Origin of the sequence: Blastopirellula marina DSM 3645 (assembly GCF_000153105.1) — a bacterium.
GTDB classification, from domain to species: Bacteria; Planctomycetota; Planctomycetia; order Pirellulales; family Pirellulaceae; genus Blastopirellula; species Blastopirellula marina.
Genome location: NZ_CH672376.1, coordinates 2,125,843 through 2,141,920, shown reverse-complemented (window position 1 = coordinate 2,141,920; position 16,078 = coordinate 2,125,843). Strand labels below are relative to the sequence as shown.

General features: G+C 58.1%; 10 protein-coding genes. 9 read left to right on the top strand and 1 reads right to left on the bottom strand.

Translation table 11 applies throughout. From position 1 onward, the window contains the following. Positions 1–56 precede the first annotated feature (56 nt). The 5 genes from DSM3645_RS10650 (at position 57) to DSM3645_RS10630 (ending at position 10,309) form a co-directional block, all read left to right on the top strand. Entirely contained in the window at positions 57–662 is a 606-nt protein-coding gene (locus DSM3645_RS10650) for a nitroreductase family protein (RefSeq protein ID WP_002652160.1), read from the top strand. A gap of 562 nt (positions 663–1,224) precedes the next feature. Next, positions 1,225–2,529, top strand: a complete 1,305-nt coding sequence (locus DSM3645_RS10645; protein WP_040351766.1) for a DUF1501 domain-containing protein — start codon at positions 1,225–1,227, stop codon at positions 2,527–2,529. 222 nt (positions 2,530–2,751) lie between these two features. After that, a complete protein-coding gene (locus DSM3645_RS10640) occupies positions 2,752–5,187 on the top strand; it encodes a PPC domain-containing protein (protein WP_040351765.1) in 2,436 nt (811 codons plus the stop codon). 79 nt (positions 5,188–5,266) lie between these two features. Continuing rightward, positions 5,267–7,693, top strand: a complete 2,427-nt coding sequence (locus tag DSM3645_RS10635; protein WP_116344476.1) for a DUF1549 and DUF1553 domain-containing protein — start codon at positions 5,267–5,269, stop codon at positions 7,691–7,693. Positions 7,694–7,774: 81 nt separating this feature from the next. Next, positions 7,775–10,309, top strand: a complete 2,535-nt coding sequence (locus DSM3645_RS10630) for a c-type cytochrome domain-containing protein (RefSeq protein WP_002652154.1) — start codon at positions 7,775–7,777, stop codon at positions 10,307–10,309. Between the two features lie 32 nt (positions 10,310–10,341). On the opposite strand, the gene DSM3645_RS10625 is transcribed toward DSM3645_RS10630, so the two are convergent. After that, positions 10,342–11,139 carry an HpcH/HpaI aldolase family protein gene (locus DSM3645_RS10625; protein WP_002652153.1) on the bottom strand — a complete coding sequence of 266 codons (798 nt, stop codon included), beginning with the start codon at positions 11,137–11,139 and terminating at the stop codon, positions 10,342–10,344. Between the two features lie 156 nt (positions 11,140–11,295). Here DSM3645_RS10625 and DSM3645_RS10620 point away from each other — a divergent pair, with 156 nt between their 5' ends. The 4 genes from DSM3645_RS10620 to DSM3645_RS10605 all read left to right on the top strand — a co-directional run bounded on the left by DSM3645_RS10620 (position 11,296) and on the right by DSM3645_RS10605 (position 15,680). Then, positions 11,296–12,510, top strand: a complete 1,215-nt coding sequence (locus DSM3645_RS10620; protein WP_050769344.1) for a protein-L-isoaspartate(D-aspartate) O-methyltransferase — start codon at positions 11,296–11,298, stop codon at positions 12,508–12,510. Positions 12,511–12,747: 237 nt separating this feature from the next. Then, the gene (locus DSM3645_RS28075; protein ID WP_002652151.1) at positions 12,748–13,797 is read left to right on the top strand and encodes a TIGR03000 domain-containing protein; all 1,050 of its coding nucleotides are present in this window, start codon (positions 12,748–12,750) and stop codon (positions 13,795–13,797) included. 168 nt (positions 13,798–13,965) lie between these two features. After that, positions 13,966–14,715 (top strand): hypothetical protein, encoded by a 750-nt coding sequence (locus DSM3645_RS28070; protein WP_237564793.1) that lies wholly within the window; start codon positions 13,966–13,968, stop codon positions 14,713–14,715. Next, positions 14,712–15,680, top strand: coding sequence for an HTTM domain-containing protein (locus DSM3645_RS10605; protein WP_002652149.1), 969 nt, complete (start codon positions 14,712–14,714; stop codon positions 15,678–15,680). Before DSM3645_RS28070 ends, DSM3645_RS10605 begins: the two co-directional genes overlap by 4 nt. The last annotated feature ends 398 nt before the right edge of the window (positions 15,681–16,078 follow it).

The window sequence follows — 16,078 nt, the reverse complement described above, 5'->3', positions numbered from 1 at the left end:
GCGGTACAATGCGGACAACCGACTTCGCCCCCTCTGCTGATCTTTTCAAGGTAGACATGGACACTTTTGACGCGATTTACCAGCGACGCTCGATCAAGCACTACGATCCGACGCACGAGATGACCGAAGCTGAAGTCCGCAAATTGATGGACGCAGCGCTTCAATCTCCGACCTCGTTCAACATGCAGAACTGGCGGTTTGTCGTTGTCCGCGACAAAGAGGTCCGCAAGCAACTGCGGGCCGCCGCCTACGGTCAAGCGCAGGTCGAAGAAGCGTCGATGGTGATCGTCCTCTGCGCCCACCTTAGCGCTCATGCACTGGAACCGCAGCGCTACTGGCGAGAATCTCCCCCCGAAGTCGGCAAAAAACTAGCTGACATGCTCTTCAATCTGTACGAAGGAAACGAGCAGCTCCAGCGTGACGAGGCGATGCGCAGCGTCGGAATCGCGGGGCAAACGATCATGTTGGCCGCCAAAGCGATGGGCTATGACAGTTGCCCCATGGTCGGCTACGACCCGGCGAAAGTCGCCGAAGTGATTCGCCTGCCCGAGGAACATGTGCTGGGCTACCTGATCACGATCGGCAAAGCGGTTCAGCCGGCCTGGCCGAAACCGGGTCAGTTGTCGTCGGAAGAAGTGGTCATCCACGACCAATTCAAGTAAGCGTTCAGATCGACGCGAACTACCCAGAATCTGCCATTTGGTAGCTCGTGATATCACGCGATTGCGCCGCCAGATCTCGAAATAGGGCGGGAGATTTGAAGAATTTGATACAAAAGCATGCGGTGACCAAGATTTCCAAAGCCGCAAGCATCTGAACCGTAACGAGTTACGTCCATTTCTGGCCGTTTGGCGAACCGCGGCAAAGAGTCGGAATTACTTTGACAATTCGGGCGAAGACGGTTATCTTCTTCTCTTACGTCCCTTGAGACCGAAACTTTGGTTGCAAGTCGCACTTTATTTTCGGAACTGAAGCGACCCCACCGATTTAACCGGTTCCCATCCGGTCCTACCAACTTACCCCCAATGGTCGAAAAGGCATTTCGATCAACGAGCCAACCACCAGGGATGATCGGACGTCTTTTTCCCTTGCGTCCCTAAAAAAGACAAATTCGACATTCCTCATCGCAAAATCACCGCTAACGGTTTTTTTCGCGAAACCATTTTTCACACCTGCGCCATATCACTCCGTACTCACGTGCCCACCACATCAGGAGAGCATCCGATGCAATGCAAGGGAAATCTGCTAAGCCGACGTAACGCGCTCACCATTGGCGCAATCGGCGGTCTTGGACTGACGCTCAGCGACATGTTCCGCCTCCGCGAAGCTCGCGCCGAGCTCAAGCAATACGACAACATCGCCGTGAAGGCGAAGAGCGTCATCCACATCTACCTGCCGGGCGGCATGGCTCATCAAGAGTCATTCGATCCGAAGCCGTACTCGCCGATCGAGTACCGCGGCGAGATGGGCACGATCAAGACAAACACCGGCGAAATGTTCAGCGAAACGCTGCCGAAGACTGCTCAAGTCGCCGACAAAATCGCCGTCATCCGCTCGATGACCCATGGCGAAGCGGCCCACGAACGCGGCACGCACAACATGTTCACCGGCTACAAGCCGAGCCCGGCCTTGAATTACCCTTGCTTCGGCTCGGTGGTCAGCCACGAGTACGGCCCGAAGAACAATCTGCCGCCGTACGTCTGCATTCCGAACCAACCGAACGAATTCGCAGGCACCGGGTACCTCAGCTCGTCGTTCGCTCCGTTCAGCTTGGGGGGCGATCCGGCCTCCAAAGGTTTCAAGGTTCGCGATTTGAGCCTGCCGGGCAACGTCGATGAAGCTCGCTTCTCGCGTCGCCGCTCGGCCCTGGATGCGGTCAACGATTACTTCAAGCAAAAGAATGAATCGGACGCCGTCGGCGCGATGGACACGTTCTACGAACGAGCCTATAGCCTGATCAGTGCTCCGGAAGCTCGCGAAGCGTTCAACATTGACGCCGAAGACGCGAAGATCCGTGACGAATATGGCCGCAACACGGCCGGTCAACGCATGTTGATGGCTCGCCGCCTGGTCGCCGCTGGCGTCCGCATGGTCACATTGACCTACGGCGGATGGGACATGCATGCCAACATCAGCGGCGGCATGCGTAGAACCATGCCCAGCTTTGATCAGGCCTATGCGGCCTTGATTCGCGATCTTGACCGTAACGGTCTGCTCGACGAAACCTTGGTGATGGTCTCGTCTGAGTTCGGTCGTACTCCGAAGGTCAACAAAGACGCCGGTCGCGATCACTGGCCGAAAGTCTTCAGCGTCGCGATGGCCGGTGGCGGTATCCGCGGCGGCCAGATTTACGGCACGTCGAACGCGACTGCCAGCGAACCGGAAACCGATCCGGTGCGACCCGAAGATTTGGCGACCACGATGTACCACTTGATGGGCATCGTCGCCGACAAAGAACTGATGGCCCCAGGCGGTCGACCGATCGAAATCGTCGACGGTGGTAAGGTTGTGCAGGGTCTGCTGGCCTAGTAAATGGGTCTGCTGGCCGAATAACTGGCGCAGCTAGACGACAAATTGTAGAAAAAGCGCGCCGGCGCGGCGGTTCTGTAGGGAACCCCGCGCCGCGTGATTATGATGAAAACTGCATACCCGGCGTTGTCCACGCTCCTCAGGCGCGCCGTACGTAGGGGGCTTTTGTTGGCCCCAATCCCGCCTGTGACATCGCGAACATCCTCCTTCAGAAGGTTGAAGATGAATCGCCATCGACTATTAGCGATTGCTATTTGCTTCGTCTCTACGTCCATTCTCTCTGCGGCCGAACCGCAATTCAGTTCGATTTCGCCTGTCGGCATGCAGCGTGGGACCGAGCTTGAAGTCGAAATTCGGGGTGACCGTCTCCAAGACTTCGCGGGGATGGTCTTTTACACGCCAGGTTTGACTCTGAAAGAGATCAAGCCGGTCGAGGACAAAGACAAGCCGAAAAAAGCGGTCGCAGTTCTGGTCGCAGATTCGACCTGCCGACTCGGCATGCATGCAGTCCGCATTCGGACCAATTCTGGCGTCTCCAACATGCAGACGTTCTACGTCGGCGCAATGCCGGAGATTTCCGAAAAAGAGCCGAACAGCGAATTTGAAGCGCCGCAACCGATCGAGATGAATGTCGTCGTCAACGGCGTCGTGCAAAACGAAGACGAAGACTTCTATGTGATCGAAGCGAAAAAGGGACAGCGAATCACGGCCGAGCTCGAAGGACTTCGCATTGGTCGCACCAACTACGATCCCTATCTGGCGATCCTGAACGAACAACGATTTGAACTGGCGCGAAGTGATGATGCGCCGTTGCTTTATCAAGACTGCGTCTGTTCTTTGATCGCTCCCGAAGATGGTCGTTACATCCTCCAGGTTCGCGAAAGCAGCTACGGCGGTAATGGCGCCGCCAGTTATCGTCTGCATGTGGGTGAATTCCCGCGACCGCTGGGCGTTTACCCCGGCGGCGGACGTCCCGGCGAAGAAGTCGAAATTACGATGGTCGGCGACGCAGGCGGCGAGAAAAAAACGCGTGTGAAGCTGCCTGACGCGCCCGGGGTATTTCAGTTCTTCGCCCAAGACGAGAAAGGAATCGCTCCTTCGCCGAACCGGATGCGCGTAATCGACATCCCCAACGCGCTGGAAGCGGAACCGAACGACGCCCAAGCCGAAGCGACTCCGATGGAAGCGCCCGGCGCCGCCAACGGCGCGATCGGCGGCAAGGGAGACACCGACTACTTCAAGTTCTCCGCCAAAAAGGGAGAGCAATACGACATTCGCGTTTACTCGCGTGAACCGCTTCGCTCGCCGCTTGATCCGGTCGTCAACGTCTATCGCTCTAACGGCGGCAGCGTCGGCGGTAACGATGACTCCGGCGGACTCGACAGCTTCTATCGCCTGAAAGTCCCCGAAGATGATGACTATCTGGTTCGCGTCATCGATCACCTGCAAAAAGGTGGCCCCGAGTTCATCTATCGGATCGAAATCACCCGCGTCGTGCCTGCTCTGACGATGGGCGTTCCCGAGGTTCGCCAGTACGTCTCGCACTTCGCCGAGGTCCCGCAAGGGAACAACTATGCGTTGCTGCTGAGCGCCAAACGCGAAAACTGGGGGGGCGATCTGAACGCGGTGCTGACCGATCTTCCTCCCGGCGTCGAATACGAGATCCTCACGATGAAGGGGAATCAAACGACCGTGCCGGTGTTGTTTAAAGCGGCGGCTGACGCTCCGTTGGCCAGCGCCTTGGTGAATGTCACGGGAAGTCCCGTCGACGATAAAATCAATGTCACCGGCAACATTGATCAACGAACGTTGCTCGTTCGCGGACGCAACAACTCGGACGTTTGGGGTCACAACGCCGATCGCATGACGTTGGCCGTGACCGAAAAGATCCCGTTCAAGCTCGAAATCATTCAGCCCAAAGTGCCGATCGTGCGCAACGGCTCGATGCAGCTGAAAGTCAAAGCGATTCGCGAAGAAGGTTTCGACGCCGAAATCTCGCTCCGCATGCTTTACAATCCGCCGGGCATCGGCTCGTCCGGCTCGATCAAGATTGAAAAGGGCAAAGACGAAGCGTCTATCCCTGTGACCGCCAACGGCGGCGCCGAGATCGGCGACTGGAAGATCTGCGTCATCGGCCGCGCCGGCTACAAATCTGGCGCCGTCGAAGCGGCGACTCCCTTCTCGACGCTGACGATTTCGGATCGCTTCTTTGATTTCGCGTTCGCCAAGACGGCGATGGAACAAGGGAGCGAGTTGCAATACGTCATCGAGGTCACCAAGAAGCTCGACTTTGAAGGCGCCGCCAAGATCGAGCTGTTGGGATTGCCCAATGGCGCTACGGCGGAACCGACCGAGATCACCAAAGACTCAGCGCAAGCCGTCTTTACCGTCAAAGCGACGCCCGAGACGAAAGATGGTCGCCACAAGTCGATCATGGCTCGCGCGATCATCATGCAAAACGACGAGCCGATCACGCATACGCTTGGAACCGGCGAGATCCGCGTCGACAAGCCGCGTCCCAAAGAAGTGGCCCCGGCGCCCAAAAAAGAAGAGCCCAAAAAAGAAGAACCGAAGAAAGAAGCAGCTCCCAAACCGCTAAGTCGCCTTGAGCAATTGCGCATGGAGAAAGAAGCGGCCAAAGCAGCGGCGGGCAATTAGTTTCTTTTCCAACGTTACCAACGCATACGACTTCCCCCCCGGAAGCGACAATAAGACTAGGAGAATTGCTGTGAAACAAATGACAGCCTCAGGGATGATCGCCCTCGCGATGACCGTCGGCATGGCCGCTCTGGCCGTAGCCGAGTCGGAGATCGTCAAGATCGACGTCTATCCCGAATCGGCCGAATTGTTGACGTCACGCGATCAGCAAAATTTTGTCGTGCGTGCGACCCGCGCCGATGATGTCACCATTGACGTCACCAGCGAAGCCAAATGGTCGGTTGGCGATGAAAAAATCGTCAAGTTGCAGGGGACGACGTTGTTGCCGGCCGCCGATGGCGAGACCAAGCTGACCATCGAATATTCCGGCTTCAAGTCGGAAGTGCCGGTCAAAGTGGAACAAGCAGGCGCCGAACGCGCCGTGAGCTTCAAACAGGACGTCATGCCGGTCTTCATGCGATCCGGTTGTAATACCGGCAGTTGCCATGGCGCGGCTCGCGGCAAAGATGGCTTCCGTCTTTCGCTCTTCGGCTTTGATCCCAACGGCGACTATGACCGCGTGACCCGCGAATTGGCGGCACGCCGCATCAACCTAGCCGTTCCAGAGGCGAGCCTGTTGATGGAAAAAGCGATCGGCTCGGTTCCGCATACCGGCGGTAAGCTGTTCGATCAAGACTCTGAGTATTACTCGACGCTGCTGCGTTGGCTCGAAACCGGCGCTCAACGCGACGCCAGCGAACCGCCGCTTTGTGAAAAGATCGAAATCTATCCTCCCAAGGCCGTTTTGGAAGGGGAAGGCGCCAAACAGCAGTTTATCGTCAAAGGCTTTTACGCCGATGGCACCACCCGCGACATTACCGACCTGGCCGTCTTTTTGACCAGCAACGACAACTCGGTGCCGGTCGGAAAAGATGGCATGGCGGTCGCCGCCAATCGAGGCGAAGCGTTCGTGATGGCTCGCTTCGACACGCATACGGTCGGCAGCCAAGTCATCGTCCTGCCCAAAGACCTGAACTACGAAAAGCCGGCGATCGAGGGCAATTACATTGATAAACTGGTCGGCGCCAAGTTGCACAAGCTGCGGATTACTCCTAGCGGACTCTGCACCGACGAAGAATATCTCCGCCGTGTGACGATTGACATCACCGGCCAATTGCCGAGCGAAGAAGAATACGCTGAGTTCATGGCCGACCAATCGGCCGACAAACGCGTGAAGCTGGTCGATCGCCTGCTCGAGCGGAAAGAGTTTGCCGAAATCTGGGCGATGAAATGGGCCCAGTTGCTGATGATCAAGAGCGAAAACAATCGCGTCAGCTACAAATCGGCCTTCCTGTACAACAGTTGGTTGCAAGAGAAAATCGCCAACGGGGTTCCGTTGGACGAGATGGTTCGCGAGATGCTCGGCGCTACCGGCGGTACGTTTAGCAATCCTCCCACCAACTTCTACGAGATCGAACGCGACACCCTGAAGACGGCGGAAAACGTCGCTCAGGTCTTTATGGGCATTCGCACGCAGTGTGCGCAGTGCCACAACCATCCGTTCGATCGTTGGACGATGGACGACTATTACAGCTTCGCCGCCTTCTTCGCCCAAGTCGGACGCAAGAATGCGGAAGATGAACGCGAACGCATCATCTATGATCGACGCGGCGGCGACGTTCGCCATTTGGTCGACAACCGCGTGATGGCGCCAAAGTTCCTCGGCGGCGAACAGCCCGACTTAAAGGGCCGCGATCGCCGCGAAGTTTTGGCCGATTGGCTCACTTCGCCAGAGAACCCGTTCTTTGCGACCAATACGGCCAATCGAATCTGGGATCACTTCTTTGGGGTCGGCGTCATCGATCCGGTCGACGATATCCGCGTCAGCAACCCGGCCAGCAATCCGGAACTGCTGGAAGCTTTGTCGGCCAAACTGATCGAGTACAAGTACGACTTCAAAAAGTTGGTTCGAGACATCTGTGCGTCGCACGCCTATCAACGGTCGACGTTGCCGAATGAATTGAACAAGACCGACACCAAGAATTTCGCCTACTCGCAAGTTCGCCGCATTCCGGCGGAACAACTGCTCGACTGCATTAGCCAATCGACCGAGACCAAAGATAAGTTCAAAGGTCTCCCGCTTGGCGCCCGAGCGGTCCAGATCGCCGACGGCAAAACTTCGACCTACTTCCTGACCACCTTCGGCCGCGCCGAACGTGCGACGGTTTGTGCGTGTGAAGCGAAGACTTCTCCCACTTTGTCGCAAGCTCTGCACATGCTGAACGGCGACGCGACGCAAGGGAAGATCTCACAAGGCAAGCTGGTCAGCACCTGGCTCAAAGAAGACAAGCTGACGCCAGATCAAGTGATGGAGCAGATTTATGTTCGCTGCCTTAGTCGCAAGCCGACCGAAGAAGAAAAGACTCGCCTTCTGGCGGTGATTGATCAAGATGAGAATAAGCAGCAAGCCTTGGAGGATATCTTCTGGGCGGTGCTGAACTCGCGAGAGTTCCTGTTCAACCACTAAGACGCAATTTCGCAGTGAGCGGCGACGCCTGGTCGCCGCTGCTTGATTTCCTGCCTCGCTTCCTTCCGACGCTAGTCTGCTATGAAAAAAATCTACACCACCGCGATGTTGTTGTTGGTCGCCGCTCCGTTGGCCGCGCAAGAGAAGCCGGCCAGCCCCAAGATCACCTACGACGATCATGTGCGGGCGATTTTTCGCGAGCACTGCTTCTCTTGCCATAATCAATCCGACGCCAAAGGCGGACTCGCCCTTGACTCGTTTGGCAAATCGATGGAAGGGGGCTCCAGCGGCGAAGTGATCGTCGCGCAGGACATCGAAAGTTCGCGTCTGTGGGATCTGGTCGCGCATATCGACACTCCCGCGATGCCTCCCAATCAAGACAAACTGCCGCAACCAAAGCTCGATCTAATCAAAGCCTGGATCGAAATGGGCGCGTTGGAAAACAGCGGCTCGACCGCGAAGAAGTCGAACAAGCCGAGCCTGAAAATGGCCGGTCCGACGACAACCGGCAAGCCGGAAGGTCCGGCGGCGATGCCAGAGAACGTTTGGCGTGAGCCGATCGTTTATACCGATCGCGCCGCGGCCGTCTCTTCAATCGCAACCAGCCCTTGGGCGCCGCTAGCCGCAGTCGCTGGACAAAAGCAGATCTCTCTGTACAACACCGACAACGGACAACTGCTCGGCATCCTTCCCTATCCCGAAGGAATTGCGTACATCCTCCGCTTCAGTCGCAACGGCGAACTATTGCTGGCCGGCGGCGGTCGCGGAGCGCACTCCGGCACGGTCGTCTTGTACGAAGTCCGCACCGGCAAGCGTTTGATGAAGTTGGGTGATGAGTTGGACGTCGTCTTGGCCGCCGATATCAACCCGAGCCTGACCCGCGTCGCGCTGGGCGGTCCGCAAAAGATCATCCGGATTTACTCGACCGAGGATGGGTCGCTGCTGCACGAGATCAAAAAGCACACGGATTGGGTGACGGCGCTCGAATACAGCCCCGATGGCGTTCTCTTGGCGAGCGGCGATCGCGCCAATGGTCTCTTCGTTTGGGAAGCGGACGCGGCCCAAGAGTATCTGAATCTGCAAGGTCACAAAGCGGCGATCACCGCCGTCTCCTGGCGCGGGGATTCCAATGTGCTCGCTTCGGCCAGCGAAGACAGCGCCGTAAAACTGTGGGAAATGAACGAAGGCAAAACGATCAAATCGTTCAACGCACACGGCGGCGGCACCGAATGCGTCCGCTTTGGCCAAGATGGTCGACTCGCGACGGCAGGTCGTGATCGCTTCGCCAAAGTCTTCAGCGGCGACGGCAAAGAAGAAAAGAAGTCGCCCGCCTGCGACGACATCGCCTTAGAAGCGGTTTTGACCTACGACGGCAAACGCCTCATCGCCGGCGATTGGAACGGCATCGTGCGAATGTGGGATCTTGAGAAGATGGAAGAAGTGGCCCAACTGCCGCCGAACCCGCCCACCTACGAGATGCAGATCGCGACTCAGCAAACGGCGCAGACCGCCGCAAAAGCGAAAGCCGACGAAGCGGCGACTCAACTTGCAGCCGCCGTTAAATCAGTGGCCGACAAGAAGTCACAGCAAACCGCCAACGTCGAAGCGCTGGCGCGCCTGCAAAAAGAAATCGCCGATCTCGCCGCTAACACGAAAACAGCGGATAGCGAAAAGAATGCTCAAATCGCCGCGATCAAGCAGAACGGCGACAAGCAAAAATCGCTGGAAGCCGCTATCGCCAAAATGGATCAGGAACTCGCCCAAGCGGTGAAGTCGGTCCAAGGCGCCCAAGAGAAGATGAAAAACGCCGCCGCCCAACTCACCAAGCGCCAAGCGGAATTAAAAGCCGCCCAAACAGCGCTCACCACGGCGACGCAACAAACCGAAGCGGCGAAGCAAAAAGAAGCGACCGCCAAGGCCGATGCGACCAAAGCGACCGCGGCCGCGACTTCGACGGCGGCGGCTCTGAAGACTTCGGAAGAGCAACTTGTTTCGGCGACCGACGCCGACAAAGAAGCGCTCACGCAACAAGTCGCCGAAAATCGCAAAGCCGCCGACGCCGCCAAGATCGCAGCGGATCAAGCCACATCGCTGGCGGCGGCCGCTACGGCGGAAGTCGCCAAGCTGACGAAAGCCGCAGAAGCCCAAGCCGCTGCCGCCAAGCGGTTGGAGCAACAGGTTGCGGCGGATGACGCGGAAGTGAAAAAGCAAACCGCCGAATCGCAGCGTCTAGACGGAGAACGTCAACAGAAGGCCGCTGCGGTCGCCAAATCCAAGGCCGACCTGGACGGCGTCAAGAAGGTGATCGTCGCCGCCCAGGCCAAGCAGAAGCAGTTGGAAAGCGCTATCGCCGGTTACGCCAAAGAGACGCAGCAACGTCAAGCGGCGATCAAACAAGCCGAGGAAGCGAAAGCGAAGCTGACGACCGAATTGGCCGAACTGGAAAAGCAACAGGGAGAACGCGCCGCCGCCGTCGAAGCGACCAAAAAATCGCTCGCCGCCGCCGAGTCGACGCTCACCAAGCTGAAAGCGGAAGCGGCCGCCTACGCCGCACAGCCGCAACAGGTTTCGGCCGACGCGCCCCCCGAGACCCAAGTCTCGGAGGTCGCCAAGTAGTCTCCCCGGCCGAGAAATCTACCGGGTCGGCCCTAGTAATGAACCACGCTTTGCGTCCCTTCCTCGGGACGCAATTTTTTTAGGGTCGCTTCCGCTTCGAGCGCCATCATGCGAACATCGCTGCCGATCGCGATAAATTGCATTCCCTGTTCGGCACGTTGCAGCGCTTGTTCCGCCGTCATCACATGCATGCCGGTCGGCGTGCCGACATCTTTGCCGGTCGAGATCACCTCTTGGATCAACGCTTCGTGTCCGGCTTGGGTGGGGTTGGGATTTTCGACCGTCTTCATCTGGGCCCACAGATCGTTCGGTCCGATGAAGATCGCGTCGCAGCCCGGCAGCGCGTAGATCTCTGTCGCATTGGCGACGCCGCGGGGACTTTCGGTCTGCAGCACGACCAAGATCTCTTCGTTCGCGGCGGCGAAATACTCGTCGGGCGAAGCGTCAAAGTTCATCGAATGCATGCCGCCGCCGACGCTGCGGTCTCCCTGGGGCGGATACTTGGCCGCCGCGATCGCCGCTTTCGCCTGCTCGACGGTATCGACCATCGGCACGACAATCCCCCAAGCGCCGGCGTCGAGTACTCGTTTGATCAGGTCATGGTCACCGCGGGGGACACGCGCCAGCGGCACTCCGCCGGCGTCGGCGACGGCGCCAAACAGGATCGCCGCCTGAGCCCAATCGATCGGCGAGTGTTCTAGATCCAGCGTCAGCCAATCCCACGGCATGCGGGCCAACGTTCGCGTAGCAAAGTAGTCGCCCATTGAAAGCCAGACGCCAAAAGTGGGCTGACCATTTTTCAGCTTCTGCTTTACCGGATTTGTACGCATGATCGATCCATTCGGTACGAAAGGGCGGGGGGAGTACGCAAGTGTTTCACATTCGCTGGCGCGTCGCAAGCGCACGACGATTTTTCGATTTGGCGAAGCCACAAGCTATAATTGCAGAATTCGCCCAAAAATCCGCACGATTGGAGGAACACGATCATGCATCGCCCCTCACTGACTCTCTTGTTGTCGCTGCTCGTCTTCGCCAGCGCTGGTCCCCTAACGGCCGAGGATCCAGCGGCCGCCGCGCGGCGCGTGATGGTGGAAGAAGCGGTCATCGCGAACGGCGTCACCGATCAGCGCGTGATTCAATCGATGATGAGCACGCCGCGGCATGAATTTGTCGCTTACAAGTATCGCTCGCAAGCCTATTACGACATGGCCTTGCCGATCGGCGGTCAACAAACGATTTCGTCGCCGTTCATCGTCGCCTACATGACCGAGTCGCTCGAAACCAAACCGGATGACAAAGTGCTGGAAATCGGCACCGGCAGCGGATTTCAAGCGGCTATTCTTAGTCCGCTGGTGAAGGATGTCTATTCGATCGAGATCGTGCCGGAACTGGGCCGCAGCGCCGCTCGAACGCTGCGCCGACTTGGTTATGAAAACGTCCATACGAAGATTGGCGACGGTTACAAAGGGTGGGCCGAGCACGCGCCGTTCGACAAGATCATCGTGACTTGCTCCCCCGAAAAGCCGCCGCAACCGTTGATTGATCAACTGCGCGAAGGGGGCCGCATGGTCATCCCGGTTGGGGAACGCTACCAGCAAACCCTTTATTTGTTTACGAAGAAAGATGGAAAACTCGTCGCCGAAGCGCTGCGTCCCACGTTGTTCGTGCCGATGACCGGAACCGCCGAAGACAATCGTGAGGTCAAACCCGATCCGCTGCATCCCTTTGCCGCAAACGGCGATTTTGAGGCCGACTTGCAAGAGCATGATCAGATGGCCGGCTGGTACTATCAACGCCAGTTTGAGTTGGTCGAGGACGATTCGGCGCCGCAAGGAAAACGTTTCGTTCGCTTTCAAAACAGCGACCTAGGGCGAACCTCGATGGCGCTGCAAGGCTTCGGCGTCGATGGCGAAAATGTTCATCGTCTGCAAATCACGGCCTGGGTCAAAACCAGCCAAATCGGGCTAGGCGACGATCGTCGCGAAGCCCCGATGATCGCGGTCACTTTTTATGATGCGGCTCGCCGTGATGTGGGCCGCGGAGTCGTCGGTCCCTTTGTCGCCGACTCGGACTGGCGACAGATTGACGAAACGATCCGCGTCCCCCCTGCGGCTAGAGAAGCGCTGCTCCGAATCGGTTTGTTTGGCGCGACCGGCGAGGCCTGCTTCGACGATGTCAAAATGACCCCCCTAACAGATTAACCGGAAAAATAGGTCCCTAAAATTGGCGTCTGCAGGGATTTATGTCAAAGGACCCCCTCTATTGCAACAATCGCACCTGGCCTCAAATTTTACCTATTCTGCTTGAACTACTGTCGGAGCATGTTATGTTCGAGTGATAGCAGCTGGCGTCGCCAGTGCTCTCAAGTCGGTAGGACAACGTTCAGACGCTTTAGGAGATACAGCAAGATGGCGAGGCTAGGACACAAGGCGGCTGCGATGGCCGCCGTAATGGCAATCGGTTTGATGTCAACTTCGGTGCAAGCCGGTTGGCACGGTTCATGGGGATCCAGCGGCGGAAGTTCCTGCAGCTGGGGATCCAGCGGCGGCAGCTCCGGCAGCTGGGGTTCCAGCGGTGGAAGCTCGAGCGGCAGCTACTATTCCAGCGGCGGCAGCTCGGGCGGTTCGAGCGGCAGCTACTATTCGAGCGGCGGAAGCTCGGGCAGCTACGGCAGCAGCGGCGGACTGATCAGCCGTTTGGTCCAACATCACCGCATGAACAAATATTATCGCAGCCACTACTCGAGCGGCGGTAGCTCGGGCGGATCGAGCGGCAGCTACTACTCGAGCGGCGGAAGCTCCGGCACGTACGGCAGCAGCGGCGGTTCGAGCGGCGGAAGCTCCGGCACGACCTACGGCGGCAGCTACTACTATGAAGCTCCTGCTACGCCTGGCACGGACGTGATGCCAGCGGCTCCGGCTGACGCGATGCCGACCCCGATGACCAGCGCTCAAAACGACGCCGTCATCAACGTCGAAGTCCCCTCGGACGTCAAAATCTTCGTCAACGGCAAGGCCACGACAAGCGAAGGGCTCCAACGCCGCTTCGTCTCGCGTAACCTGATGCCGGGCTTCAAGTACGTCTACCAACTGCGTGCCGAAACGGTTCGTGACGGTAAGACCGTGGTGGAGACCAAAGAAGTTCAACTCGGTGGCGGTGATTCGGCCAACTTGTCGTTCGAGTTCAACGGCTCGGCGGATCAGCCGCAAGTCGCCAGCGAACCGGTCGACACCAAGCTGACGCTGCACGTTCCCGCCAACGCCAAAGTGTCGCTGGCCGGTAACGAAACTGCGTCGAGCGGCGAAGTTCGCACCTACAACACCAGCGCCCTGAAAAATGGCGCCGTGTGGAGCGACTACCGCATCCTGGTTACCGTCAACAAAGACGGTCGTGAAATCACCAAAGAGAAGGTGATCAACCTGGCTGCCGGCGACGTTCGCGACATCAGCTTTGACTTTGACGCGACCGAACTTGCTTCGGCCAAGTAAGCGACGCATTCGCTGACAATCTGCATAAACCATAAGACCCTCGCAGTCGGCCTTTCCGCTGCGAGGGTCTCTTTTTGCGCCGCGCGGGACAAGCGGCCGGGCATGGTCGATAAAATGCGTGTCGCAGCTTTCTATTTGCTCCACGCATCCAACGCACAACCGTTCGCTATGGCGAAGCTCAGTCGAACTGCCCGCACTGCCGCTCCTAGTCCGATCGTATCGGCCCCCACGCCGACGCCGGACGTGCAGCCGCGCATTCTTTGGAGCGGCGCCGTACGCGGCTGGGTCAGCATTCTGCTGCTCATCCATGTGACCGCGCTGTTCGTCGGTCCCTGGGCGTCTCCCCCGCCATCTAGTTATTTGTCGCAGCAAGTCGAAAAGCTGTACGCTCCCTATTTGCGCATCACCTTTTTGAAGGACCATGGTTACCGCTTTTTTGCGCCCAATCCCGGCGCGAGTCATCTGGTCCGTTATGAGTTGCTTGACGCCGCAGGCAACCAGGTCGGAGCAGGGCGGTTTCCGAACCTGGAAGTTCATTGGCCGCGCCTGCTGTACCATCGGCACTTCATGATCAGCGAGTCGCTGAACAACGTCACCAGCATTCCGCCGCAAGGTCCGCCCCCAGAGGCGCCTGCCGAAGCACGAGCCGGCTATCAAAACGCGGAGCGCTTGCGCGACGCCTATCTCGCGTCGGTCGGCCGTTATTTGCTCGAAGAAAACGACGCCGCGCAGGTGAAGCTGTTTCTTGTCGAACATGGGATTCCTCATCCGTTGGATGTCGCCGCTGGCATGCCGCTTTCCGATCCTTCGCTCTACAGCGAACGCGAGCTCGGCGTCTACACGCGTGATGGAGTTGAGAAGAAGTCTTCCGTTCCGGTGATGCTGACCCCTCCGCCGGTAAAGGCCGAAGAAATATGATTCGCGACTATCTGCACGAACTCTATCGCGGCGTTATCGACGGCTGGAACCGCTTTTGGTTCACGCCGACCGATCCGGCCACGCTCGGGCTGATTCGGATCTTGGGCGGCGCGATGATCTTTTATACGCACCTGGTCTGGTCGTTGGACCTCTATGGTTTTCTGGGCGCAGGCGGACGCATCTCGCATGACTTGGCCAATCGCATGCAAGGGCAGAGCCCCTTCGCGTGGAGCTATCTGCCGCTAGTCGACGGTTCGCCGGCGCTGCTATGGTCGGCCCACATCGTGGCGCTGGTCATCTTGCTGATGTTTACGCTCGGTCTTTACACTCGGATCACCGGCGTGCTGTCGTTCATCATCACCATCAGCTACGCGCATCGCGTGCCGGGCGCCTTGTTTGGTCTCGATCAAATCAACGGGCTGCTGATCATGTACTTGATGCTGGGCGCCGCCGGCGAAGCCTATAGTCTTGACCATTGGCTCAAGCGCCGCCGCAAGGTCCGCATGGATGGACCGCAGCAAAGCACCGTCGCGAATATCTCGATTCGTCTGATTCAGGTTCACATGTGCGTCATCTATCTGTTCGCCGGTTTGAGCAAACTGGGTGGCGAAACCTGGTGGGATGGCTCGGCGATGTGGGGCGCACTGGCGAACTCCGAATATCAATCGCTCGACATGACCTGGTTGGCCGCCTATCCGCTGGTCATCAACGCACTGACGCAAATCAGCGTCGCCTGGGAATTGACCTACACCTTTTTGGTCTGGCCCCGACTGACTCGCCCGCTGGTGATCGGCATGGCGATACCGCTGCACTTGGGCATCGCCATCTGCATGGGGATGATCACCTTTGGCCTAGCGATGCTAATCGCCAACATGGCGTTCATCTCTCCCTGGATCATCCGCCGGCTCGAACAAGCGATCACCGATCGGTTACGCCCCAGCGCGGCCGAACCGGCCGTCGCCTAACCGGACCGGACCGCTCTGCTTTTTTTTGAAGTTGGCGGACTGGACCGGACCGCTCTACTTTTTTCCTAGGTCGTAAGGAGCGATCTGCCCCCCGAGTTCCTCCTTTTCAGCCTTTTATGCGATTCGACGCACTCGGCTACGACTTCGTGACTGGTTTCACAATGTGGACTGGACTCGAGCGCGTTTTTTCTGGAGCGAACCACTGGACCGGATCGCTTTGATTTTTTGTCACGTCCAGCGGACCGCCCATCTTCAAGCTTGACCTCGATCTCCCCAACTAACCTTACCCAGCTTGTCCACTCCCATTGGACCAGGTTGGACTGGACAGCGATCCGGACTCCCTCCATCGTCGCCTTTCGTTCCCGCATGAGTAGCGTTCTAAAACCTAGTGCTAGTAT